We start from the raw sequence: 23,452 nt of genomic DNA, 5'->3' as shown, positions 1-23,452 counted from the left end.
CCCGGACGGCTTTCAGCCGGGCGGCTCCCACCCGAGAGCCGCTCCCCTCACGACCACCCTGCCGGGCACGGCCGGGCAGGACGCCGAGCGTCTGCCGCCGGCTCGTCTCGCCTACGACCCGCAGACGTGGAAGGAGATCGCGCACCTTCTGACGAACCTGCCGATGTCGTTGATCGGGTTCACCTATGTGATGACGGTGATCGTCACCGGCGCCGCGATGACGGTCACCGTGATCGGGTTCCCGCTGCTCGCGCTCGGGCTGGCCGGGGCACGGCTGCTGGGCCGGTTCGAGCGGGGGCGCGCGCGTCTGCTGCTCGGGGTGCGCATCGACGAGCCGAGCCCGTTGCCGCTGCGCAGGGCGGGCGGGCTCTTCCAGCGGTTGTGGCTGGTGCTGAAGGACCCGGTGGCCTGGCGCACGGTGCTGTACGACCTCATCCGGCTGCCCTGGGGAGTCCTGACGTTCAGCGTGGTCGTTCCCTCGCTGTTCGTGCTGTGGCCGGTGCTGCCGTTCGTGGCGCGGGGGCTGACCAACGCGGACCGGGCGATGGTGCGGGCCCTGTTGTCCCGTTCCGACGAGCTGGAGCGGCGGATCGCGGAGCTGGAGTCGGACCGGGGGGTCGTGGTCGACACGGCGGCCGCCGATCTGCGGCGCATCGAGCGTGATCTGCACGACGGGGCGCAGGCCCGGCTGGTCAATCTGGCGATGGGGCTGGGCCTGGCGAAGGAGAAGTTGCTGGAGGGGCAGGCCGACGACGTCGTGGCGGCGATGGTGGAGGAGGCGCACGGCGAGGTGAAGCTCGCGCTCCAGGAGCTGCGGGACCTGGCACGCGGAATCCATCCGGCCGTCCTGACCGACCGGGGCCTGGACGCGGCGCTGTCCTCCGTGGCCTCGCGCTGCACGGTGCCGGTGAAGGTGACCGCCGACCTGACGTCCCGGCCGGCGCAGGCCATCGAGGGCATCGCCTACTTCACCGTCTCCGAGCTGCTTCAGAACGTCAGCAAGCACAGCGCGGCGCGGTCGGCCTCGGTCGACGTGTGGCGGACCGACGACCGGCTGCTCATCCAGGTGTGGGACGACGGCCGGGGCGGGGCGCGGCTCGACGGCGGGTCGGGGATGCGGGGACTGGCGGAGCGGCTGGACGCCGTCGACGGGCTGTTCATCGTGGAGTCGCCGGTGGGAGGTCCCACGACGGTGACGGCGGAGTTGCCCTGGCGGAATCGCGGACAGAGCGGATAGCGGACCGGCGGACGGGCGGATGGCGGACGGGCGGACCGTGGACGGGGATGCGCGGTCGGTGGGGTGTGGGGGTAGGGAAAACCCCCCTTCCAAGACGCCGACGGACTCCATGGTCCACGCGCTCGCCGCCGAGCAGGGTGGGAGGTACGGATCGACAGCTGCGCGACGAGCAGGACGAGTAGAACGGACGACGCCGATGGCCACGCAGTACGGGCAGTACGGGCAGCCTGACCAGTACGGGCGGTACGGGCGCCATGACCAGTACGACCCGGAGTACGGGCACCGCGACGGCGGGCGCCGTCACCTGTTGCCGACGGGGCTGCGTGAGCCGCTCACGGCGCGCCACTGGCGGGAACTCGTCTATGTCCTGCTCGGCCTGCCCATCGGCATCGTGCTGTTCACCTTCATGATCACGATGCTGTCGCTGGGGGCCGGCCTGCTGGTGACGTTCCTCGGGATTCCGGTGCTGGCGGCGGGACTGGCCGCGGGCCGGGGCTTCGGAGCGCTGGAACGCGCCCGGGCGCGTGGGCTGCTCGGCCTGGAGGTCGCCGATCCCGAGCCGCTGCGGCCTCGGGGCAAGGGTGCGATGGCCTGGATGGCCGCCGTCCTCAGGAGCGGAACGTCGTGGCGGCAGGCGCTGTACGCGGTGGTGCAGTTTCCGTGGGCGGTGTTCTCCTTCTGCGTCGCGCTGACCGTGTGGTCGTTCGGCTGGACCATGCTGACGTACCCGCTGTGGTTCTGGATCTTCCCCATGTACGGCGGCCAGGGCGGGCTTCAGCTGTACGGCGACGAGCAGCACAGCGTCTACCTCGACAACCCCTTCGAGATCACCGTGACGGCGCTGGTGGGACTGTTGATCACGCTGTCCACGCCGTGGATCGTGCGGGCGCTGACGACGGTGGACCGGCTGCTGGTGCACGGGCTGCTCGGACCGTCGTCGCTGGGGGCGCGGGTGGTGGAGCTGGAGTCCGACCGGGGGGTCGTGGTGGACACGGCGTCCGCCGATCTGCGGCGCATCGAGCGCGATCTGCACGACGGGGCGCAGGCCCGGCTGGTGGCGCTGGCGATGGATCTGGGGCTGGCGAAGGAGAAGCTGCGGGAGGATCCGCGGGAGGCGGCGCGGATGGTGGACGAGGCGCACGGTGAGGTGAAGACGGCGTTGCAGGAACTGCGGGACCTGGCGCGCGGGATCCATCCGGCGGTGCTGACGGACCGGGGGCTGGACGCGGCGCTGTCGGCAGTGGCGTCGCGGTGCACGGTGCCGGTGCGGGTGGATGTGGATCTGGCGGAGCGGCCGGCGCCGGCGATCGAGGGGATCGCCTACTTCACCGTCTCGGAGTTGCTTCAGAACATCAGCAAGCACAGTGGGGCGCGGTCGGCCTCGGTCGATGTGTGGCGGGTGGAGGATCGGCTGATGCTGCAGGTGGGGGATGACGGGGTGGGCGGAGCGGATGCCTCCGGCGGGGGGTCGGGGTTGGCCGGGCTCGCGGGGCGGCTGGACGCGGTGGACGGGATTCTGGTGGTCGATTCGCCGGCGGGCGGGCCTACCCGGGTGACGGCGGAGTTGCCCTGGCGCGGGAACGGCGTCTGAGGGGCTGGTTTCCTCGCCCCCGCCGCCCTTGCCCTTCCCACCCCTGGGGGCTACCGCCCCCAGACCCCAGCCTGAGGACCCGGGCCACGGGGCGCGTCCCGGGCCCCCGGGCGCCGACCTCCCCAGCCCAGGCCCAGGGGCCGCGCCTCCCGGCCGAGCCCCCCGGGCCTTGGGCCTCCGGCCCAGACCCTGAAGCCTTCGGCCACACCTCGGGCCCCTAGGCCCCCAGCTCGGGCCCCCGGCCCCCGCTCAGCCCCAGACTCACGCGCGAGGCCTCCCCGGCCCAGACCTCCGGCCCCTGGGCCCCGGACCCCGACCCAGACCCACAGGCCAAGCCTCCCCAGCCCAGACCCCCGGACCCCGGACCCCGGCCCAGACCCAAGGGCGAAGCCTCCCCGGCCCAGACCCCGGACCCCCAAATCCCACCCAGACCCCCGAGCCCCAGACCACCCAGCCTCGGGCCCCCGAGCCCCCGGGCCCCCAGCCCCCGGCCCGGGTCCATACGCCGCAGGCTCCGAGTTTCCGCCCCCCGAATCCGGCCCTGAACGGGTCGGTCCCTCGTCTTCGCGCTCGCCCGGCCAGGGTCGCGCTCGCCCGGCCAGGGTTGTGCTCGGGTGGGTGGCTGTCGGCGTGCTGTTTCCGTGCGGTGGGGCCTTCCGAGGCCGAAACCGGGTGGGTCAAGGCCTGATTCGCGCCGTCCTCGTCGTGGTCGGGCTCCTCGGCGGGTACAGACGGGCCCGTTGCTGGAATGCTTGACTGGTTCTGCCAACGGGGTGGACGGCTGGGGGGCCGAGGATCGTGGAGGACAGGGTGCGGGTGGTCATCGCCGAGGATTCGGTGCTGTTGAGGGAGGGGCTGACCCGGTTGCTGACCGATCGGGGGCATGAGGTGGTGGCCGGGGTCGGGGACGCGGACGCTCTGGTCAAGACCATTACGGAGCTCGCCGACGAGGGCGCGTTGCCCGATGTCGTCGTCGCGGACGTGCGGATGCCGCCGACGCACACCGACGAGGGGGTGCGGGCCGCCGTACAGCTGCGCAAGGCGCACCCGGGGCTCGGGGTGCTGGTTTTGTCGCAGTACGTGGAGGAGAGGTACGCCACCGAACTGTTGGCCGGTTCCAGTCGTGGGGTCGGGTATCTGCTCAAGGACCGCGTGGCCGAGGTGCGGGAGTTCGTGGACGCCGTGGTGCGGGTCGCGCAGGGCGGTACCGCCCTGGATCCGGAGGTCGTCGCGCAGCTGCTCGGGCGGAGCAGGAAGCAGGATGTGCTGGCCGGGCTCACCCCGCGGGAGCGGGAGGTGCTGGGGCTGATGGCCGAGGGGCGGACGAACTCCGCGATCGCCCGGCAGCTGGTCGTCAGCGACGGGGCCGTCGAGAAGCATGTCAGCAACATCTTCCTGAAACTCGGCCTGTCACCGAGTGACGGGGATCACCGCCGCGTACTGGCGGTTCTCACCTATCTCAATTCCTAGCGAGATGGCACTGTGCCTTGCGTCGAGCGGGGGAACTCGGTGGAGGCGGGGAACAGGCGGTGGAGAACCGTGGTGTGATCCGGAGCGTCTACCGGATTCGCGCCGGGCGGCGGGAAATCATGAAAAGCGGGGGTGCCGGGCCGTCTCGGGACAACGACCGTCATACGAATGGCCGAGGTAAGGCGACCCTTACAGACGTAGGGTTGATCCGTGGAGGGCCTTCGGGAAGGCCCTCCGGGACAGCCACCTCGAGGGAGGTCCAGTTCAGTGACCAGTCAGGTCAGCAGCCCAGCGGAACAGGACGACGGAACCGACGGAACCGACGGGACCGTCGTGGGAGAGCAGCGCAAACCGGGTGGGACGAAGGACGTCCGTCGTCTCGACCGGGTGATCATCAGGTTCGCGGGCGACTCGGGTGACGGTATGCAGCTCACCGGCGACCGCTTCACCTCGGAGACCGCGTCGTTCGGCAACGACCTCTCCACCCTGCCGAACTTCCCCGCCGAGATCCGCGCGCCCGCCGGCACCCTCCCCGGCGTCTCCTCGTTCCAGCTGCACTTCGCCGACCACGACATCCTCACTCCGGGTGATGCGCCCAATGTGCTGGTCGCCATGAACCCGGCGGCGCTGAAGGCCAACATCGGCGATGTGCCGCGCGGTGCGGAGATCATCGTCAACACGGACGAGTTCACCAAACGGGCGATGCAGAAGGTGGGGTACGCGGCCTCGCCGCTGGAGGATGGCTCCCTCGACGGTTATCAGCTCCACCCGGTCCCGCTGACCACCCTGACCGTCGAGGCACTCAAGGAATTCGACCTCACCCGTAAAGAGGCCGAGCGCAGCAAGAACATGTTCGCGCTCGGCCTCTTGTCATGGATGTACCACCGGCCCACCGAGGGCACCGAGAAGTTCCTGAAGTCGAAGTTCGCGAAGAAGCCCGACATCGCGGCCGCCAACCTCACCGCTTTCCGTGCCGGGTGGAATTTCGGCGAGACGACCGAGGACTTCGCCGTCAGTTATGAGGTCGCCCCGGCCGCGAAAGCGTTCCCCGTCGGCACCTACCGGAACATCTCCGGGAATCTCGCTCTGGCGTACGGGCTGATCAGCGCGTCTCGGCAGGCCGATCTGCCGCTGTTCCTGGGGTCGTACCCGATCACGCCGGCCTCCGACATCCTGCACGAGCTCAGCCGGCACAAGAACTTCGGCGTGCGGACGTTCCAGGCCGAGGACGAGATCGCGGGGATCGGCGCGGCGCTGGGGGCGGCCTTCGGGGGGTCCCTCGCCGTCACCACCACCTCGGGGCCCGGGGTGGCGCTGAAGAGCGAGACCATCGGGCTCGCGGTCTCGATGGAGCTGCCGCTGCTGATCGTGGACATCCAGCGGGGCGGCCCTTCGACCGGCCTGCCGACCAAGACCGAGCAGGCCGACCTGTTGCAGGCCATGTTCGGGCGCAACGGCGAGGCGCCGGTGCCGATCGTGGCGCCCCGCACGCCCGCGGACTGTTTCGACGCGGCCCTGGAGGCGGCCCGGATCGCGCTCACCTACCGCACACCGGTGATGCTCCTGTCCGACGGCTACCTGGCCAACGGCTCCGAGCCCTGGCGGATCCCGGAGCTGGACGAGCTCCCGGACCTGACCGTGCAGTTCGCCCAGGGGCCCAACCACACCCTGGACGACGGCAGTGAGGTCTTCTGGCCGTACAAGCGCGACCCGCGGACGCTGGCCCGGCCGTGGGCGGTCCCGGGCACGCCGGGGCTCGAGCACCGCATCGGCGGGATCGAGAAGGAGGACGGGACCGGGAACATCTCCTACGCCCCGGCCAACCACGAGTTCATGGTCCGCGTCCGGCAGGCCAAGATCGACGGCATCGACGTCCCCGACCTCGAGGTCGACGACCCGCACGAGGCGAGCACCCTGGTGCTGGGCTGGGGGTCCACCTACGGGCCGATCACCGCCGCGGTCCGGCGGCTGCGCGCCGCGGGCGAGGCCGTCGCGCAGGCCCATCTGCGGCATCTGAACCCGTTCCCGCGCAACCTGGGCGCGGTGCTGGAGCGCTACGACAAGGTCGTCATCCCCGAGATGAACCTCGGCCAGCTCGCCACTCTCGTACGGGCGAAGTACCTGGTCGACGCCCGTTCGTACAACCAGGTCAACGGCATGCCGTTCAAGGCGGAGCAGCTTGCCGCGACGCTCAAGGAGGCCATCGATGGCTGAGACCTCGACGGAAGGCACGGGCACGATCGAGGCGCTCTCGCTCGTCCCCAAGGCCGTGGCCCGGCAGTCCATGAAGGACTTCAAGTCCGATCAGGAAGTGCGCTGGTGCCCCGGCTGCGGTGACTACGCGATCCTGGCGGCCGTCCAGGGCTTCATGCCGGAGCTGGGGCTGGCCAAGGAGAACATCGTCTTCGTGTCGGGCATCGGCTGCTCGTCGCGCTTCCCGTACTACATGAACACGTACGGCATGCACTCCATCCACGGGCGGGCGCCGGCCATCGCGACCGGCCTCGCCGCCTCCCGGCGCGATCTGAGCGTGTGGGTGGTCACCGGCGACGGCGACGCGCTGTCCATCGGCGGCAACCATCTGATCCACGCCTTGCGGCGGAACGTGAACCTGAAGATCCTGCTGTTCAACAACCGGATCTACGGGCTCACCAAGGGCCAGTACTCGCCCACCTCCGAGGTCGGCAAGATCACCAAGTCGACGCCGATGGGCTCGCTGGACGCGCCCTTCAACCCGGTGTCGCTGGCGCTCGGCGCGGAGGCGTCGTTCGTCGCACGGACCATCGACTCCGACCGCAAGCATCTGACGGAGGTGCTGCGCCAGGCGGCCGCCCACCCCGGCACGGCGCTGGTCGAGATCTACCAGAACTGCAACATCTTCAACGACGGCGCGTTCGAGGCGCTGAAGGACCGGCAGTCGGGCGAGGAGGCGGTGATCCGGCTCGAGCACGGGCAGCCGATCCGGTTCGGGGCGGACCGCGCGCGGGGCGTCGTGCGCGACCCGGCGAGCGGTGACCTGCGGGTCGTCACGGTGACCCCGGAGAACGAGGCGGACGTCCTGGTCCACGACGCGCACGCCGCGTCCCCGACCACCGCCTTCGCGCTGTCCCGGCTGGCCGACCCGGACACCCTGCACCACACGCCGATCGGTGTGCTGCGCTCGTTCGAACGGCAGGTCTACGACACCCAGCTGGCGGACCAGCTGGACGCGGCGATCGAGCAGCACGGCAAGGGCGACCTGGGGGCGCTGCTGGCGGGCGGCGACACCTGGACGGTCGTCGGCTGAGGCGGGAAACCGCTGGTCGAGGACCGGTTCACGAGGCCCGGGAGCGGAGTTCCCGGGCCTCGTCGTATGTCCGGCGGGCCTGCTCCACGTCCGGCATCCGGGTGTGCGTCCACAGGGCGAGCGCGCGCACCTGCTCGGCCGCCTCCCGGCCGAGGTCGGTCAGGGAGTAGTCGACGCGCGGCGGGATGACCGGCTTGGCGTCGCGGTGCACCAGGCCGTCGCGTTCGAGCGTCTGGAGGGTCTGGGTGAGCATCTTCTCGCTGACCGGCCGGCCTACCCCGCCGATCGCCCGGCGCAGCTCGCTGAACCGGTACGAGCGGTCGAGCAGCTCGATCAGCGCGAGGACACCCCAGCGGCTGGTGACATGTTCGAGGACGAGTCGGTGCGGGCACATGCCCTCCGCTTCGACCGTTCCCACCTGCATACTTACTGCCATGCCAGTACCTTACTTCAAAGTGGGTACTTTCGCTCGGTTAGTGCTTCTCCTAGGGTCGGTGCCAGACCCGCAGCCCCCACTAGGAGTTCTGAGCCATGAGCATCGTCGTCACCGGAGCCACCGGACACCTCGGCCGTCACGTCGTGGAGCAGTTGCTGGAGAAGGTTCCGGCGGAGCAGATCACGGCCGTCGTGCGCGACGAGGCCAAGGCCGCCGACCTCGCGGCCCGCGGCGTACGACTCGCCGTCGCCGACTACAACGCCCCCGAGACCTTCGGCAGCCTGTTCGCCTCCGGCGACAAGGTGCTGCTGATCTCGGGCAACGAGTTCGACAAGGGCCGCCCGGCACAGCACCAGGTCGTCATAGACGCCGCCAAGGCGGCCGGGGTCGCGCTCCTCGCGTACACCAGCGCGCCGGGCAGCCTGAGCGCGGCACTGGCGGACGACCACCGCACCACCGAGAAGGCGCTGCTCGCCTCCGGCCTGCCGTACACCCTGCTGCGCAACGGCTGGTACCACGAGAACTACACCGAGCAGCTCGCCCCGGTGCTGGAGCACAACGCCGTCGTCGCCGCCGCCGGTGAGGGCCGGGTCTCCTCCGCCTCCCGCGCCGACTACGCGGCCGCCGCCGTCGCCGTGCTGACCGGCGAGGGTCACGAGAACCAGACGTACGAGCTGGGCGGCGACGAGGCGTGGAGCTTCGCCGAGTACGCGGCCGAGCTGAGCCGGCAGACCGGCAAGGAGATCGTCTACAACTCCGTGCCCGGCGAAGTGCTCACCGGCATCCTGACCGGCGCCGGCCTGCCCGAGGGGTTCGCCACGATCCTGGTCGGGGTGGACGCGTCGATCGCGAAGGGTGAGCTGGTCGTCTCCAGTGGCGACCTGTCCCGGCTGGCGGGCCGCCCGACCACTCCGCTCGCCGATGCGATCACGGCCGCGCTCAAGGACTGACCCTCCCCCGAGGACCCTCACGCCGCACCGCGCCACCCCTGGATGTCATGACCGTATGGCGATACGGGCATGACAGACAGGGGTGCTCGGCGTTACCTTCGTCCACGCATGCCTGAACGTGAGAAGGAGGGGCCCCGTGGCCGGGACGTCGAAGAGTGAAGGCCGGACAGGCCTGCTGAACGGCCTCGCGGCGTACGGGATGTGGGGGCTGGTCCCCCTCTTCTGGCCCCTGCTCAAGCCCGCCGGGGCGACCGAGATCCTCGCCCATCGCATGGTGTGGTCCCTCGCCTTCGTCGCCGTCGCACTGCTCGTCGTACGGCGTTGGGCGTGGGCCGGTGAGCTGCTGCGGCAGCCGCGCAGGCTCGGGCTCGTCGTGATCGCCGCGGCCGTCATCACCGTGAACTGGGGCGTCTACATCTGGGCCGTGAACAGCGGCCACGTCGTCGAGGCGTCCCTCGGCTACTTCATCAACCCGCTGGTCACCATCGCCATGGGTGTGCTGATCCTCAAGGAACGGCTGCGGCCCGTGCAGTGGGCGGCGGTCGGCGTCGGCTTCTCGGCGGTACTGGTCCTGACCATCGGCTTCGGCCGCCCGCCGTGGATCTCCCTCACCCTCGCCTTCTCCTTCGCCACCTACGGGCTGGTGAAGAAGAAGGTCAACCTCGGCGGGGTCGAGTCGCTGGCCGCCGAGACCGCCGTCCAGTTCCTGCCCGCGCTGGGCTATCTGCTGTGGCTGTCCGCGCACGGCGGCCTCACCTTCGCGACCGAGGGCATCGGACACGCGGCTCTCCTTGCCTCCACCGGTCTCGTCACCGCGCTCCCCCTCGTCTGCTTCGGCGCGGCGGCGATCCGCGTGCCGCTGTCCACGCTGGGTCTGCTCCAGTACCTGGCGCCGGTCTTCCAGTTCCTGCTCGGCGTCCTCTACTTCGGCGAGGCCATGCCCCCCGAGCGCTGGGCCGGCTTCGCGATGGTGTGGCTGGCGCTGGTGCTGCTCACGGGCGACGCGCTGCGCACCTCACGCCGGGCGGCCCGCACGCTCGGCCCCGCGATCACCGAGAGCAAGCCGCCCGCGGTGGCTGGCGCGACCGACCCGGCCGCCGCGACCGCCGCGACCGGCGCCGTTCGGGAGGCGGAGAGCGTGGCCTCCGGCATACCCGGCGGTGCGGCCGTCGCCGCCGTCTCCGGCGCGCCCGGCGCCCCCGCTCCGGAGGCGGGAGTCCCTCCCCTCACCAAGCAGTAGACCGACGTCACCTCCGTCTCCACCTCCGTCACCGCCCGTCACCGCCGTCCGCAGGCATGGACGGTGGGCGGCGGGCGGCGGCGACGGGAGTCGCCGGGTGGCGTGGGATCGGAGCGCGACGGTCCGGTTCGACCGCCCCGGCGGAGTTCGGCGCGCGGGAGGCCCACCCGGTGCGGGCCTGCTAGAAGTGGCTGCATGACCGAGACATCTGGAGTACCCGAGGCCGGGCCCACACCCGTGCACTGGAAGCTCGTCGTCGACTCAGCCGACCCGCACGCGCAGGCCGATTTCTGGGCCGGAGCGCTGCACTACGAGGTCGAGGACAACAGCGCGCTCATCGAGCGGCTGCTGGAGCTCGGCGCGCTGCCGGGGGCGGCGACGCTGGAGTTCCACGGCCGCCCGGCCTTCCGGGACCTGATCGCCGTACGCCACCCCGACGACCCGTTCGACGCCGAGAGCGGGACCGGGCTCGGACGGCGGCTGCTGTTCCAGCGGGTCCCGGAGGCGAAGACCGTGAAGAACCGGCTCCACCTCGATCTGCATCCCGGTGCGGAGCTGCGCGCCACAGAGGTCGAACGGCTGACGGCGCTGGGGGCGAGCGTGCTGCGCGAGGTGAAGGAGCCGTCCGGGCAATGGGTGGTCATGGCGGATCCGGAGGGCAACGAGTTCTGCGTGCACTGAGGGACACCACGGGCTTCGCTATGTGAACCCGCTGTCCGGATAGCGCTCTTGACGGAGCGTTGGCCTCGGCTTCACCATCCAGTCACCCCATTCACTGTGGATTACCTGTGGGCGTCCAGGTGCTCGACGGTCGCCCACGGGTGTCCCGCTGGAATTCGGAGCCCCCCACCATGAAGCTCCCCGTTTCCGGGCGGGCGACGGTCACCGCCGTCGTCGCAGCCGTCACCCTGCTCGCCACCGGATCCATAGCCGGGGCGGCACCCACCCCCGAGCCCGGGGCGATCGCCGCCGCGCCCGACCTCCCGGTGGCCAACGTCAAGGCCCACCTGACCCAGCTGCAGTCCATCGCCACCGCCAACGGCGGCAACCGTGCGCACGGCCGCACCGGCTACAAGGCGTCGCTCGACTACGTGAAGGCCAAGCTGGACGCCGCCGGATACACCACCACCATCCAGCAGTTCACCTCCTCCGGCCGTACCGGCTACAACCTCGTCGCCGACTGGCCCGGCGGCGACACCGGCCAGGTGCTGATGGCCGGGTCCCATCTGGACTCCGTGACAGCGGGCGCCGGCATCAACGACAACGGCTCCGGCTCGGCGGCCGTCCTGGAGACGGCGCTCGCCGTGTCCAGAGCCGGCTACCACCCCACCAAGCACCTGCGGTTCGCCTGGTGGGGCGCGGAGGAGCTGGGCATGGTCGGGTCCCGGTACTACGTCAACAACCTCTCCTCGGCGAACCGGGCCCGCATCAGCGGCTACCTGAACTTCGACATGATCGGCTCGCCGAACCCCGGCTACTTCGTCTACGACGACGACCCGGCCATCGAGAAGACCTTCAAGGACTACTTCACCGGCCTCGGCATCCCGACGGAGATCGAGACCGAGGGCGACGGCCGCTCCGACCACGCTCCCTTCAAGAACGCGGGTGTGCCGGTGGGCGGCCTGTTCAGCGGCGCCGACTACCTCAAGACGGCGGCGCAGGCGGCCAAGTGGGGCGGCACGGCCGGGCGGGCCTTCGACCGCTGCTACCACTCCTCCTGCGACACCACGGCCAACATCGACGACACGGCCCTGGACCGCAACGCGGACGCGCTGGCGTACGCGGTCTGGACCCTGTCCTCCTGATCGGCCGGGTGGCCGCTACGCGCCCGACTTCCGGGCGCGTTCGGCCAGCCGGAGCATGCGCGCGCGGGCCGACTCCAGTTCCTCGACGTCGTCGGCGGCCGGGCCCTCCTCGGTGGTGAGCTCCGTCCACAGGCCGAGGAGTTCGGTCCCCAGGTTCAGTCCCTGCAAGGGGTCGCGTACGGCACGCCAGGCCGTCGCCGCGCTCTGCACGTTGCCGTACGCGGCCTCCGCGTCCCGGGTCCGGCGGTGGATGCGGGCCAGGTCGAGGGAGGTGTGGAAGGAGCGCAGCGGGTCGCCCGCCAAGTAGGCGATGTACGCGGTGAGTTCGCGCAGCCGGAGCACCTCGGGGTGCTCCGGTCCCAGCGTCGCGGACGCCTCCAGCACGGTCCGCTCGGCGAGTGCGGCCGCCGTGTCCGTACGGCCCGCCCGCACGGCCTCGTTGATCCGCGCGAGCGGTTCCGCGAGGAGGGCCGGGGGGCCGCCGTCGCCGTGGAGGGTACGGGGGTCGTCCCCGAGCACCGCCTCCGCGACGGCGTCGAAGCCCCGGGCGGGGGTGGGCTTGAAGCCGGGATCCGGTTCGAGGGCCGCGTCGGAGACGAGGTCGTCGGGGAGGAACGGGGTCGGCATGGAGCCGGACTTGGTGGTCGCCGTGGGGGCGGAGGCTGGCGTCGGGAGCGGCAGCGGGATCGGGGCCGAGGTGGGGACCGGGGTCGGGGTCGAGGCAGGGGACGAGGTGGGAACCGCGTCCTGGGTCGGCTGCGCGTCCATCTTCGGGGGCGGGCCGAACACGCCCGTCGGGGCGGTGACCGTACCGGGAGCCGGGGTGTCCCCCGCCGCGTACACGGGTGCCGGCGCCGGAGCCGACGGGGCTTCCCGCTCCGCTCCCCGCTCCGTTTCCTGCTCGGGCACCGCGCGCAACGGGAACGTCGGCGCCGCGTCCCGCACCGGTTCGGACACCGAGCGCAGCAAATGCGTGGGCTCATCGCGTCGCGGCCGAGCGGACTGTTCGTCTTCGACGGGCACCGGCGTGTCGGCGGGCGCGGGGCCCGCGGCCGACGCGGGCGGGTCGGCGGGCTCGGAGACTGGGGCGGGCGCGGGCGGGTCGGCCGAGGCAGCGACCGGCGCGGGCATGCCGACCGGCGCGGGCATGCCGACCGGGGCAGGCGTGGCGGCGGGCGCGGACGTGCCGGCCGGGGTGGGCATACCGGCCGGGGCGGCCGTGCCAGTGGGCTCGGGCATGCCGGTGGGCGCGGTGCTCCGCGTGTCCGGTGCTGTCTCCCCCCGTGCCACCACCAACGGCGTCGCGGCCGAAGGGTTCGCGGCCGGAGGCGTCCGCAGGGGGTCTGCCGTGAAGTGGCTGGAACCGTCCGGGTCCATGCGCAGGGCGACGACGTAACCGATGCGTTCGTCGTGGACCTTGGCGAGGACCGGGTGCCCGGTGGCAAGGGCGATGCGGTGGAGGTGGCTCAGGACGGCGCGCTGGATCTCCTCGCCGTCGGCCGCCACGACCGGTACACCGCCTATCGTCGCCGTCCCGCCCCCGCGGACATGGACATCGAGCGGGGCCACCACGACGGCCGTGGGGCCGGCGTACTTCTGTTCCCGCTTCTTCTCGCGGCTGAGTCGAGACATCGGTTCCTCACTCGGATGCGTCGTCACGATCCGGTCGTCCAGGCACGTGTACGTGGACACGTACTGTTGAGTCTCTCCGAGCGCTCCCGGTCCACGCGTCACCGCGACGTCACAGCCTCGTTCCAGGAACCCACGCCCCGCTCCCGGGGCAGCCCCGGGACCACCGTGATCAGGGGCGCCCCGGGGGACGGCGACGACTGGGAGGAACACGGGCCATGGGGACGACGGACGGGCAGCGGGGGCCGGAGATCTGGATCCGCGGGCCGGTGGCCGCACCGGATCCGGTACCGATGCCGTACGCCTCGACCGCCGCGCCCCGGCGCTTCTCCTGGGTCTGTACGCACGGCGGGGCCGGCGGCTCCACGCTCGCCGCGGTCTACGGTGGCCACGACTGCGGACGCGCGTGGCCCGGCGCCGGGGATCCCCCGTCCGTGTTGCTGGTCGCCCGCACCCACGCGGCCGGGCTGGACTCCGTCCTGCGGACCCTGGAGGTCTTCCGGCGCGGCGAGGCTCCGCGCGGGCTCGACCTGGACGCGGTGGTGCTCGTCGCGGACGCGCCGGGCCGGCTGCCCCGGCCGCTCGTCCAGCGGGTGAAGGTGATCGAGTCGGTCGTCGACGTGTACCGCGTCCCGTGGGTGACGGACTGGCGCCTCGGCGAACTGGGCGGGGCCCCGCCACGCGAGACGGAACCGCTGTCCCGGCTCACCGGGGCGCACTGACCAGGCGCGGGAGGACGGGGTGGGGTCCGGGCCGCTGCCGTGGCCGCCGGCCGTGGAGATCGCCGCGGCCGTGCGGGCGGGGCGGCTGTCTGCCGTGGACGTGACCGGCGAGGCGCTCGCGCGGATCGTGCGGGTCGACCGTTCGCTGTGCGCCTTCGCCGAGGTGTGGGAGGAGCGGGCGCGGGCGTGGGCGTGTGAGGTCGATGCCCGGGTCGCCGCGGGCGAGCGGCTGCCGCTGGCCGGGGTGCCGATCGGCGTGAAGGGGCGTCACGGGCTGCGCGCGGCGGGCCCGCTGGTCGCCGCCGGATGCGTGCCGGTGGGGGCCACGGCCGTACCGGGACCCGGCACCCCCTGGCAGACCTGGGGCGTCGGCGCCCACGGCCGGACCGTCAATCCCTGGCGCGCCGACCGTACGCCGGGTGGCTCCTCGGCCGGGTCCGCGGCGGCGGTGGCCGCCGGTCTGGTCCCTCTGGCGACCGGCAGCGACGGCGCGGGCTCGGTGCGGATCCCGGCCGCTTGGTGCGGCGTGATCGGCCTGAAGACCACGAACCGCCGGCCGCCGCCCGGGGAGGGATCGGCCTCGGCCGCCCGGGACCGTGCGGGGCTGGCGGCGCCCGGCGTACTCGTACACCACGCGGCGGACGCCGGGGCGTACTGGCAGGTCATGGCTCCGAGGGCGGGCCCCGTGCCCTCACCGGGTCGTGTCCCGCCGGTCGCCGTCTTCTCCGCCGACCTCGGCTTCGCCGATCCCGACCCGGAGCCGCTCGCCCTGGCCCGTGCCGCCGCCGGACGCCTCGCCGAGGCGGGTGTCGTACGGCTGCCGCTGTCCTCCGACGCACCGCTGGGGCTGGCGGACCCCGCGCCGGCCTGGCTCGCGTTGCGCACCCCGGGGGCGGACCTCCGCGCGGCCGAACACGTCCGGAACGTCAACGACGGTCTGCTGGCCGACCTCTTCTCCCGCGTCGACCTGCTGCTGACCCCGACGACGCCGAACGCCGCGCACGGTCACGAGGGGCCGGGCGACCGGTACTCGACCGCGCTCACCTGGGCGTTCAACCTGAGCGGGCATCCGGCGGTCAGCGTCCCGGCGGGGGTCGGCGCGGACGGTTGTCCCGTGGGGCTGCAGCTGGTCGCGGCACACGGCGGCGAGACGGCACTCCTGGCCACCGCCCGAGCCGCCCAAGCCGCCCAAGCTGTCCACGCCGAACACGCCGTCCACCCCTCGGCGTGCTACCCGACCTGGCCGTAGCCCTCCACCTCCGCCCTCCACCTCCGCCCTCCCTCTTCGACGAACGCCCGCAGATACTTGCGCACACATATAATGCAGGTGCAGACTATCGTCGTACGCCGACTACCTGGGGGATGGATCATGACCCGTCGCAGTTTCCTGTTCGTACTGGGCAGCAGCCGTCCGGACGGCAACACCGAGTTGCTGGCCCGCGCGGCCGCCGAGCAGTTGCCCTCCGACGTCGAGCAGACGTGGATCAGCCTGGCCCGGCACCCGCTGCCCGACTTCGAGGACCAGCGGCACGACAGCGACCACGTCCGCCCCACCGAGGGCAACACGGCGCTGCTGCTCGACGCCACACTCGCCGCGACGGACATCGTGATCGCGTCCCCGCTGTACTGGTACTCGGTCTCCGGCCAGACCAAGCGCTACCTGGACCACTGGTCGGGCTGGCTGCGCACCCCCGGCCTCGACTTCAAGGCGACGCTCGCCGGGCGCACCCTCTGGGGTGTCACCGCGCTCGCCGACGACCAGCCCGTGGTCGCCGATCCGCTCGTCGGGACGCTCAACAACTCGGCCGCGTACATGGGGATGTCCTTCGGCGGAGTGCTGCTCGGCAACGGCAGCAAGCCCGGTGACGTCCTCGGGGACACGGAGGCGCTGACCCGCGCGAAGACGTTCTTCGCGGGAGAGACGCCGGCGGCGCGCTTCCTGTGGGAAACCCGCTGAGACCTACGCCTGAGACCTACGACCGAGACCCACATCTGATGTCTGGGCCGCGTGCCGCCTGGGCCGTGCCGCCTACGCCGTGATGTCCCTGGTCGTGAAGCGTGCCCAGGCCGCCGAGCCGAAGACGGCCGCGTACAGGGCCTGGAGGCCGAGGTTCTTCTCCAGGTCGTCCCAGTAGACCGGCTCACGCATCAGGTCGGCGAAGGACAGCCAGTGGTGTGAGAAGAAGTACGGCTGCAAGGCGTGCAGTTGGGGGATCTGGTCGAGGATCTGGACCGTGATCAGCAGGCCCACCGTCGTCGCCATCGCCGCGATGCCGCTGCTGGTGAGGGTGGAGACGAACAGTCCGAGCGCCGCCACCCCGGTCAGGGAGGCGGCGACGACCAGGGCGATCAGCAGCGCCCGCAACAGCCCGTCGCCGAAGCCGATCCGGGTACCGGAGATCGTCGTCAGGTCGCCCAGCGGGAAGAGCAGCGCCCCGACCGTCAGCGCCGAGACGGCGACCACCAGCGTGGCCACCAGGCAGAAGATCATGACGGTCGCGTACTTGGCGAGCAGCAGGCGGGTGCGACCGGCCGGGGCGACCAGCAGATAGCGGAGCGTGCCCGCGTTCGCCTCGCCGGCGATCGAGTCGCCCGCGATGACACCGATCGCCATCGGCAGGAAGAACGGCAGGGTCACGGCGAGCGCGGTGAAGACCAGGAACAGCCCGTTGTTGGTCACCTGCGAGATGAAGGCCGGACCCTCGCCGCCGCCCCCTCCCCCGCCGGGTCCGCCGGACGAGTTGTCGCTCGTCTCGATCTTCACGGCGATCCCGACCAGCACCGGCACGGCCGCCAGCACGCCCAGCAGCGCGAGGGTGCGCCAGCGCCGGAAGGTGGTCAGCAGCTCGCTGCGGAGCAGCCCGAAGGTCCAGGTCCAGTTCGCCGTCCGCACCGACGCCGAGGTCGGCGTCAAGGACCGTTCCGGTTCCGGCGTCCGGTTCCGGTCGTCCACCGTGTCAGCCCGCGACATCGAATCCCTCCCCCGTGAGAGCCACGAACGCGTCCTCCAGGGAGGCCCGCTCGACGGCGAAGCCGCGGACGCGGACGCCCGCCGTCACCAGCGCGGCGTTCAGGTCGGCGAGATCCCGGTCCGGGGGCGGGGCCTCGGCGCTCACCCGGTCCTCGCCGAGGACGACATCGTCCGCCCCCTGCTCCTTCAGCACCCGGGCCGCGTCCGCCGGGTCCGGCGTCGTCACGACCAGTCGGCCGCGGGCCCCCGCGGCGAGGTCCGCCACCGGGCCCTGGACGAGCAGCCGGCCCTGGGCCATCACCGCCGCGTGCGTGCACACCTGCTCGATCTCGTCGAGCAGGTGCGAGGAGAGGAAGACGGTCGTGCCCTCCGCGGCCAGTTCCCGGATCAGCGAGCGGATCTCCCGCATGCCCTGCGGGTCCAGGCCGTTGGTCGGCTCGTCGAGGACGAGCAGCCGACGGGGCTGGAGCAGGGCGGCGGCAAGGCCCAGACGCTGCTTCATACCGAGGGAGTACGCCTTCGCCTTCTTGCCGGCGGCGGCCGTCAGGCCCACCCGCTCCAGCGTCGCCGAGACCCGCGCACGCCGGGTCCGCGGATCGGCGGTCGGGTCGGCGGCGTCGTAGCGGAGCAGGTTGTCGCGGCCGGAGAGGAAGCCGTAGAGAGCGGGGCCCTCGATGAGGGTCCCGACGTGGGGCAGTACGGCTCGCGCGGCCCGCGGCATGGGTAGCCCCAGGACGCGGGCCGAGCCGGCCGTGGGCTCGATGAGTCCCATCAGCATGCGGATGGTGGTGGTCTTGCCGGAGCCGTTGGGGCCGAGGAAGCCGAAGACGCTCCCCGCCGGAACGGTCAGGTCGAGGCCGTCCACGGCGAGCTGTCCGCCGCGATAGCGCTTGGTGAGGCCGCGGGTGTGGATGACGGCGCCGTCGTCCACAGGCACCCGTACGGGCTCCGGCACGAGCTCCGGAACCGACTCCGGCACGGTCTCCCGCGCTGACTCCGCCATCGGCTTCCCCCTCCGGCCTGACCGGCCTCCGGTGTTCGGAGGCCGGCCGCTGCCCTACGTCACCCGCGCCGCCACTTCACCACTTCACCACTCGACCGCTGCGCATGCTTGGGCCGTTCGGCCTACTTCGCCGCGTTCGCCGCCTTCACCAGGGCGTCCTTGGTGACCGCGCCGACGTAGACCTTGCCGTCGTCCGTCATCAGGGCGTTGATCAGGCGGGTGGAGAAGACGGTGCCGGAGCCGAACTTGCCGGTCACCTTGTCGCCGAACGAGCCGAGGAAGCCGCCGAGGTCGCCGCCGGCCTCCGCGCCCGAGGGCAGGCCCTCGCCACCGGAGTCGAAGACGGCGACGGACGTCCAGCCCTCGCCGAGAACGTTGAGTCCGTCGAGCCCGTCGAGGCCTTCCGCGCCCTCGACACCCTCGACGCCTTCGAGGTCCTTCGCGAGGTCGTCGGGCTTGCCCGAGTGCCCGGGGGCGCTCTCCCCAACCTTGTCGCCCTCGGTGACCTTCGCGCCCTTGGGGGCGGTGAAGTCGAAGGTGGACGCGGCGGGCTTGGCGAAGCTGACCTGGGTGAAGCCCGCGTCCACGACGGCGGCGCCGCCGCTCGCCGGGGTCAGCGTGAACTTCAGCGGCAGGCCCGTCTTCGCGTCCACGGCCACACTGATCGCGCCGACCGTGGAACCGGACTGCTTCGGCTTGACCAGCAGCTTGTAGGCGTCACGACCGGCGACCTGGACTGTGCCGTCGACGGTCACGGAGGTCGTGTCGTCGACCGCCTTCAGGGCGTCCTCGGTGAGCTCCTTGGGCGTGGCGGGGACCGGGGTCTCCGCCTTGCCGGAGCCCTTGTCGGCACCCTCGCCGGAGCTCTCGTCGGCGGTCGAGTGGTAGACCTCGTTGGAGGCGCTGTCGTACCCCCACACGTCCTTGCCGTTGTGGATGACGCTGTACTCGGCGGCGTTCTCCAGCAGCGAGAGCTTCTGCCGGTCCGGGCCGTCGGCGGCGACGCGCAGGGTGTGCGTGCCGGCGGCGAGCTCGGTGAGCTTGGTGGACGGGTCGGCGGACGAACCGTCGCCGCCCTGGGTGGCCCCCGAGAGGAGGCCGCTCTCCAGTCCGCCGAGGTCGGGCAGCCCGAGGTCGGTACTGATCTTCACCGTCCCGGACAGCTGCTGCACGTCCGAAGCGGCGATCTTGTCGAGGAGCTGCTGTGCGGTGATCTTCGGCAGGTCGGGGTCGCCGGAGTCGGCGAGCGCCGGGACCAGCCCGATCGTCGCCGCCGCCACACCGATCACGGTGACCGGGACGATGTACCGTGCGGCCTTGCGCCGTCCGAGGCGCAGGTCGTCGGCTTCCGCGCCGGTCGACTCCCCGCCGGTCGTGGTGTCGTCGGATGCCTTCGGTGCCATGTGTGCCTTACCTCCGTCGTCGGCGGCGGCTGGTCATCTCACGCCTGAACGTCCCCACCCCAAGCCGCCATTCTCACCCGAATCGGTGAGGAGTGGTGTTTTCCGTGGTTCCCATCTGACCAAATCAGCCAGGGGGAAGCGTCAACCCGAGGGCTCAACTCCACATACGCCTGCGGTATGACACGAAGGTGACTAGGCGGCATCCGACCCGTAGGGGTCCCCGGGGTCAGCCCGCCCGGTGGACCACCGCGTCGCAGAGTTCCATCAGCGCCGCCTTCGCGTCGCACTCCCGCAGCGGCGCCAACGCGGACCGCGCTTCCTTCGCGTACCGCACGGTGTCCCGGCGGGCCTGCTCCAGCGCCGGGTGGGCCCGGAGCGCCTCCAGCGCCTCGGTGTGCCGGGCGTCGTCGGTCAGGTCGGAGTCCAGCAGCTCGCACAGGGCGATGTCCTCGGGCAGCGACAGCCGCGCCGCCCGCTCCCGCAGGCGCAGCACGGGCAGCGTGGGAACGCCCTCGCGCAGGTCCGTCCCCGGCGTCTTGCCCGACTCGTGCGAGTCGGAGGCGATGTCCAGGACGTCGTCCGCCAGCTGGAAGGCGACGCCGAGTCGCTCGCCGTACTGCGTGAGCACGTCGACGACCGTCTCGTCGGCGCCGGACATCATCGCCCCGAAACGGCAGGCCACCGCCACCAGCGAGCCGGTCTTGCCGCCGAGCACGTCGAGGTAGTGGTCGACCGGGTCCCGCCCGTCCGTCGGCCCCGCGGTCTCCAGGATCTGCCCGGTGACCAGCCGCTCGAACGCCTCCGCCTGCACCCGCACCGCCTCGGGCCCGAGGTCGGCCAGGATGTGGGAGGCACGCGCGAAGAGGAAGTCACCCGTGAGGACGGCGACGGAGTTCCCCCAGCGGCTGTTCGCGCTGGACACCCCGCGGCGCACGGCCGCCTCGTCCATCACGTCGTCGTGGTACAGCGTGGCCAGGTGGGTCAGCTCCACCACGACGGCCGAGGGCACCACACCCGGCGCGTACGGGTCACCGAACTGCGACGCGAGCACCACGAGCAGCGGCCGGAACCGCTTCCCGCCCGCGCGCACGAGATGCTGGGCGGCCTCCGTGATGAACGGGACCGCACTCTTGGTGGCCTCGAGCAAGCCTTCCTCGACAGCCGCCAATCCGGCCTGGACATCGGCTTCCAGAGCCTGGTCCCGCACGCTCAGCCCGAACGGCCCGACGACGGTCACGAGGGGTCTCCTGTCTGCTGGTGTCTACTGGCGATTACGCGGTTTGTCGATAGGTCTCTGCCATCACTCAAGTCAGCGTATCCGGTCACGTTTCGATCACCGATAGCCCCCACGTCCCGCGGGCTCGAATGGACTCGCCCGGGAGGCCCCCGCAGGCCAGGCGGTATCGGATCACGCCCGATATGGTTTTGATCAGCTCATATGAGCGGACATGGAGCGAGTTTCCGGGAACCGGGGATTCATGTCCCGGACCGGGGCTCCTGTCTGACCGACGGGCCCGCCCGGCCCCCTCTCCACGTGACGACGATCACGCGTTTCCTTCGCCCTTCCCCCGCGACGCGTCGGACGCAAGGCGAAGCGACTCCCCTCCGCTCCCGTTCTCCCCCCATTGCCGGTGCTTTAACAATGAGTTGGGACTAATGCCCGATTCGCCGCTCTTGTGAACGCTGGTGAGTTGGCTCACTCCCCATGGAGATCCGGTTCGAGCTCACCGTTCACCGATTCTCCGCACCCCTCAAGCAAGTTGAAGCTTTGCACCCACAAAGGATCAAGCACCCCATAGGCCACAGACCAAGGTCAATAGGGGTGATCTGTGAATCCGGTACTTGTTTCGGACATGTGCTCTCGCATACGTTCCCGGCCTGTCGGGCGGAACGCCGAATCCTGCCGCCGCCCGCACACCCATCGATAACGCTCGGCAGGAGCGGGGGAACCAGGTAAATCGCCGAAACGGAATTTCCGGACGTCTTGGATAGGCAAGACGTTTCGGACAGGCCGTACGGCTTGGGGTAAAGCCGCGACCGTCAGGACGCGACCGGGCAGCTCCCGCCCGAACCCGACAGCTCACCTCGCAGGCGCCGGAGAGGAAATTCGACATGCCCGCTGCCGCTCAGCCGCGCCGCAACCGTTTCATCCGCACGCTCGCCGTCGCCGCCACCGGCGCGGCCGTGCTCGCTCTCCCCGTCCTCGGGGCGACCACCGCCTCCGCGGCGACCCCGGCCGTCTCCACGGCCACCAGCCTCGGCTACGCCAACAACCTCGACGGCTGGATCCGCGCCTCCCTCCAGGTCATGGGGCAGCACGGCATCCCGGGGACGTACAACGGCATCTACCGCAACGTCATCCGCGAGTCCTCCGGCAACCCCAACGCCATCAACCTCTGGGACTCCAACGCGGCCGCGGGCATCCCGTCCAAGGGACTGCTCCAGGTCATCGACCCGACCTTCCGCGCCTACCACGTCAACGGCACGTCGTGGGACTCGTACGACCCGGTCGCGAACATCACCGCCGCCTGCAACTACGCGGCCGCGCGCTACGGCTCGATCGACAACGTGTTCGGCGCGTACTGACCATCCCGCCGACCGGTCAGCGGTGTCGGCCGCCGGTGCCAGCCACCGGTGTCGGCCGCCGGTGCCCGACAACCGGTCGCCGGTCGCCGGTAGCTGGCCGCCGGAAGCCGGTGACCAGTAACCGGCCGCCAGTAGCCGGTAGCGGTTACGGAAACAGACGTTCGAGGACGACGGCCACGCCGTCGTCCTCGTTCGACGTCGTCACCTCGTCGGCGACCGCCTTGAGCTCCGGATGCGCGTTGGCCATGGCGATGCCCCGGGCCGCCCAGTCAAACATCGGAATGTCGTTGGGCATGTCCCCGAAGGCGACGGTGTCCTCGGGCCGCAGTCCCAGGTGCTCGGCCGCCAGGGCCAGACCCGTCGCCTTGGTGATCCCGCAGGGCTGGAGTTCGACCGTGCCCGGTCCCGACATGGTGACCGTGGCCAGCGAGCCGACCACCGAGCGGGCCGTCGACGCCAACTCGTCGTCGGACAGCGTCGGATGGCGCAGCAGCACCTTGCTGATCGGCTCGCACCACAGGTCGTCGCGCCGGCCCACGCGCAGGGCGGGCAGCGTCGGGTGCGGCATCCGGTAGCCCGGCTCGATGAGCGTCAGCCCGTCGACACCGTCCTGGTCGACGGCCGCGTACAACTGCCCGACCTCCGCCTCGATCTTGCCGAGCGCGGTCTCGGCCAGTTCCCGGTCCAGGGTGACCGACCAGAGCAGACGGTCCGCGCCGGCGTCGTACAACTGCGCGCCCTGCCCGCACACCGCGAGCCCCCTGCTGTGCAGCCGGTCGAGCAGCGGGCGCACCCGGGGCGCGGGCCGTCCCGTCACCACCAGGTGGCGTGCGCCGGCGGCCGCCACCCGCGCGAGCGCGTCGAGCGACCGGTCGGAGAAGGTGTCGTCGCCGCGGAGCAGCGTCCCGTCCAGGTCGGTGGCGATGAGGGAGTACGCGGTGCGCGCGGCATATGCGGTGGGTGCGGCCATGATCAGAGAATACGGATCCCAGGCCCCCCGGGTTCGACGCGAACCGGCCGACGTCCAAGTCCTGTCCGGTTCTGCCAACTCCCCTTGTGCGCCTGGCGCACGCCTGGCTGCCGACCGACTCAATGAAACGGCTTTCTGGCACATCGTCGGGTA

General features: G+C 71.5%; 20 protein-coding genes and 1 riboswitch. Of the genes, 13 read left to right on the top strand and 7 right to left on the bottom strand.

Going from position 1 to position 23,452, the window contains the following annotated elements; genetic code table 11:
- Positions 1-58 precede the first annotated feature (58 nt).
- The 5 genes from ACFVYS_RS07585 to ACFVYS_RS07565 all read left to right on the top strand — a co-directional run bounded on the left by ACFVYS_RS07585 (position 59) and on the right by ACFVYS_RS07565 (position 7,584).
- On the top strand, positions 59-1,237 hold the full coding sequence (locus ACFVYS_RS07585) for a sensor histidine kinase (protein WP_389499930.1): 1,179 nt from the start codon (positions 59-61) through the stop codon (positions 1,235-1,237).
- A gap of 196 nt (positions 1,238-1,433) precedes the next feature.
- A complete protein-coding gene (locus ACFVYS_RS07580) occupies positions 1,434-2,828 on the top strand; it encodes a sensor histidine kinase (protein WP_389499782.1) in 1,395 nt (464 codons plus the stop codon).
- 810 nt (positions 2,829-3,638) lie between these two features.
- Positions 3,639-4,298: a LuxR C-terminal-related transcriptional regulator gene (locus ACFVYS_RS07575; RefSeq protein ID WP_389499929.1), complete on the top strand. Its 660-nt coding sequence runs from the start codon at positions 3,639-3,641 to the stop codon at positions 4,296-4,298.
- Positions 4,299-4,565: 267 nt separating this feature from the next.
- Positions 4,566-6,512 (top strand): 2-oxoacid:acceptor oxidoreductase subunit alpha, encoded by a 1,947-nt coding sequence (locus tag ACFVYS_RS07570; RefSeq protein WP_389499780.1) that lies wholly within the window; start codon positions 4,566-4,568, stop codon positions 6,510-6,512.
- Positions 6,505-7,584: a 2-oxoacid:ferredoxin oxidoreductase subunit beta gene (locus ACFVYS_RS07565; protein WP_389499778.1), complete on the top strand. Its 1,080-nt coding sequence runs from the start codon at positions 6,505-6,507 to the stop codon at positions 7,582-7,584. The genes ACFVYS_RS07570 and ACFVYS_RS07565 overlap by 8 nt, the downstream gene beginning before the upstream one ends.
- 28 nt (positions 7,585-7,612) lie before the next feature.
- Here ACFVYS_RS07565 and ACFVYS_RS07560 read toward each other — a convergent pair whose 3' ends face one another.
- Positions 7,613-8,020: a winged helix-turn-helix transcriptional regulator gene (locus tag ACFVYS_RS07560; protein ID WP_389499776.1), complete on the bottom strand. Its 408-nt coding sequence runs from the start codon at positions 8,018-8,020 to the stop codon at positions 7,613-7,615.
- A 95-nt stretch (positions 8,021-8,115) separates the two neighbouring features.
- On the opposite strand from ACFVYS_RS07560, the gene ACFVYS_RS07555 reads away from it, so the two are divergent.
- From ACFVYS_RS07555 to ACFVYS_RS07540, 4 genes are all read left to right on the top strand, one after another.
- Positions 8,116-8,970 carry an SDR family oxidoreductase gene (locus ACFVYS_RS07555; RefSeq protein ID WP_389499774.1) on the top strand — a complete coding sequence of 285 codons (855 nt, stop codon included), beginning with the start codon at positions 8,116-8,118 and terminating at the stop codon, positions 8,968-8,970.
- Positions 8,971-9,106: 136 nt separating this feature from the next.
- Complete coding sequence (gene rarD / locus ACFVYS_RS07550) at positions 9,107-10,210, top strand: EamA family transporter RarD (protein ID WP_389499772.1); 1,104 nt, start codon at positions 9,107-9,109, stop codon at positions 10,208-10,210.
- 195 nt (positions 10,211-10,405) lie between these two features.
- Positions 10,406-10,891: a VOC family protein gene (locus ACFVYS_RS07545; protein ID WP_389499770.1), complete on the top strand. Its 486-nt coding sequence runs from the start codon at positions 10,406-10,408 to the stop codon at positions 10,889-10,891.
- Positions 10,892-11,061: 170 nt separating this feature from the next.
- Entirely contained in the window at positions 11,062-12,015 is a 954-nt protein-coding gene (locus ACFVYS_RS07540; RefSeq protein WP_389499768.1) for a M28 family metallopeptidase, read from the top strand.
- 15 nt (positions 12,016-12,030) lie between these two features.
- Here ACFVYS_RS07540 and ACFVYS_RS07535 read toward each other — a convergent pair whose 3' ends face one another.
- Entirely contained in the window at positions 12,031-13,647 is a 1,617-nt protein-coding gene (locus ACFVYS_RS07535; RefSeq protein ID WP_389499766.1) for a tetratricopeptide repeat protein, read from the bottom strand.
- Positions 13,648-13,862: 215 nt separating this feature from the next.
- On the opposite strand from ACFVYS_RS07535, the gene ACFVYS_RS07530 reads away from it, so the two are divergent.
- From ACFVYS_RS07530 to ACFVYS_RS07520, 3 genes are all read left to right on the top strand, one after another.
- A complete protein-coding gene (locus tag ACFVYS_RS07530; RefSeq protein ID WP_389499764.1) occupies positions 13,863-14,366 on the top strand; it encodes a hypothetical protein in 504 nt (167 codons plus the stop codon).
- A gap of 19 nt (positions 14,367-14,385) precedes the next feature.
- Positions 14,386-15,615 carry an amidase family protein gene (locus ACFVYS_RS07525; RefSeq protein ID WP_389499762.1) on the top strand — a complete coding sequence of 410 codons (1,230 nt, stop codon included), beginning with the start codon at positions 14,386-14,388 and terminating at the stop codon, positions 15,613-15,615.
- 120 nt (positions 15,616-15,735) lie between these two features.
- Entirely contained in the window at positions 15,736-16,323 is a 588-nt protein-coding gene (locus ACFVYS_RS07520) for a flavodoxin family protein (protein WP_389499760.1), read from the top strand.
- Between the two features lie 72 nt (positions 16,324-16,395).
- Here ACFVYS_RS07520 and ACFVYS_RS07515 read toward each other — a convergent pair whose 3' ends face one another.
- The 4 genes from ACFVYS_RS07515 to ACFVYS_RS07500 form a co-directional block, all read right to left on the bottom strand.
- Positions 16,396-17,337, bottom strand: a complete 942-nt coding sequence (locus ACFVYS_RS07515; RefSeq protein ID WP_389499758.1) for an ABC transporter permease — start codon at positions 17,335-17,337, stop codon at positions 16,396-16,398.
- Positions 17,324-18,340, bottom strand: a complete 1,017-nt coding sequence (locus ACFVYS_RS07510; protein WP_389499756.1) for an ABC transporter ATP-binding protein — start codon at positions 18,338-18,340, stop codon at positions 17,324-17,326. The genes ACFVYS_RS07515 and ACFVYS_RS07510 overlap by 14 nt, the downstream gene beginning before the upstream one ends.
- A gap of 122 nt (positions 18,341-18,462) precedes the next feature.
- A complete protein-coding gene (locus tag ACFVYS_RS07505) occupies positions 18,463-19,743 on the bottom strand; it encodes an outer membrane lipoprotein carrier protein LolA (protein WP_389499754.1) in 1,281 nt (426 codons plus the stop codon).
- A gap of 226 nt (positions 19,744-19,969) precedes the next feature.
- Positions 19,970-20,980: a polyprenyl synthetase family protein gene (locus ACFVYS_RS07500; protein WP_389499752.1), complete on the bottom strand. Its 1,011-nt coding sequence runs from the start codon at positions 20,978-20,980 to the stop codon at positions 19,970-19,972.
- Positions 20,981-21,624: 644 nt separating this feature from the next.
- Positions 21,625-21,852: riboswitch (cyclic di-AMP (ydaO/yuaA leader) on the top strand.
- A gap of 3 nt (positions 21,853-21,855) precedes the next feature.
- Between ACFVYS_RS07500 and ACFVYS_RS07495 the strand changes: the two genes are divergently transcribed.
- Positions 21,856-22,329 (top strand): transglycosylase SLT domain-containing protein, encoded by a 474-nt coding sequence (locus ACFVYS_RS07495; RefSeq protein ID WP_020130168.1) that lies wholly within the window; start codon positions 21,856-21,858, stop codon positions 22,327-22,329.
- Positions 22,330-22,474: 145 nt separating this feature from the next.
- Here the strand turns inward: ACFVYS_RS07495 and ACFVYS_RS07490 are convergent, their stop codons facing one another.
- Positions 22,475-23,299, bottom strand: coding sequence for an HAD family hydrolase (locus tag ACFVYS_RS07490; protein WP_389499750.1), 825 nt, complete (start codon positions 23,297-23,299; stop codon positions 22,475-22,477).
- Between the last annotated feature and the right edge of the window lie 153 nt (positions 23,300-23,452).

The organism is Streptomyces sp. NPDC058295, assembly GCF_042880655.1.
GTDB classification, from domain to species: domain Bacteria; phylum Actinomycetota; class Actinomycetes; order Streptomycetales; family Streptomycetaceae; genus Streptomyces; species Streptomyces coriariae.
This window is presented reverse-complemented; position numbering and strand designations above follow the sequence as displayed.

What these genes read in the sequence shown, in the direction of transcription:
- ACFVYS_RS07580 (WP_389499782.1), top strand. Translation starts at nt 1,434, where the DNA reads ATGGCCACGCAGTACGGGCAGTACGGGCAGCCTGACCAGTACGGGCGG.
- ACFVYS_RS07565 (WP_389499778.1), top strand. Translation starts at nt 6,505, where the DNA reads ATGGCTGAGACCTCGACGGAAGGCACGGGCACGATCGAGGCGCTCTCG.
- ACFVYS_RS07560 (WP_389499776.1), bottom strand. Translation starts at nt 8,020, where the DNA reads ATGGCAGTAAGTATGCAGGTGGGAACGGTCGAAGCGGAGGGCATGTGC.
- ACFVYS_RS07555 (WP_389499774.1), top strand. Translation starts at nt 8,116, where the DNA reads ATGAGCATCGTCGTCACCGGAGCCACCGGACACCTCGGCCGTCACGTC.
- ACFVYS_RS07545 (WP_389499770.1), top strand. Translation starts at nt 10,406, where the DNA reads ATGACCGAGACATCTGGAGTACCCGAGGCCGGGCCCACACCCGTGCAC.
- ACFVYS_RS07540 (WP_389499768.1), top strand. Translation starts at nt 11,062, where the DNA reads ATGAAGCTCCCCGTTTCCGGGCGGGCGACGGTCACCGCCGTCGTCGCA.
- ACFVYS_RS07535 (WP_389499766.1), bottom strand. Translation starts at nt 13,647, where the DNA reads ATGTCTCGACTCAGCCGCGAGAAGAAGCGGGAACAGAAGTACGCCGGC.
- ACFVYS_RS07530 (WP_389499764.1), top strand. Translation starts at nt 13,863, where the DNA reads ATGGGGACGACGGACGGGCAGCGGGGGCCGGAGATCTGGATCCGCGGG.
- ACFVYS_RS07520 (WP_389499760.1), top strand. Translation starts at nt 15,736, where the DNA reads ATGACCCGTCGCAGTTTCCTGTTCGTACTGGGCAGCAGCCGTCCGGAC.
- ACFVYS_RS07515 (WP_389499758.1), bottom strand. Translation starts at nt 17,337, where the DNA reads ATGTCGCGGGCTGACACGGTGGACGACCGGAACCGGACGCCGGAACCG.
- ACFVYS_RS07510 (WP_389499756.1), bottom strand. Translation starts at nt 18,340, where the DNA reads ATGGCGGAGTCAGCGCGGGAGACCGTGCCGGAGTCGGTTCCGGAGCTC.
- ACFVYS_RS07505 (WP_389499754.1), bottom strand. Translation starts at nt 19,743, where the DNA reads ATGGCACCGAAGGCATCCGACGACACCACGACCGGCGGGGAGTCGACC.
- ACFVYS_RS07495 (WP_020130168.1), top strand. Translation starts at nt 21,856, where the DNA reads ATGCCCGCTGCCGCTCAGCCGCGCCGCAACCGTTTCATCCGCACGCTC.
- ACFVYS_RS07490 (WP_389499750.1), bottom strand. Translation starts at nt 23,299, where the DNA reads ATGGCCGCACCCACCGCATATGCCGCGCGCACCGCGTACTCCCTCATC.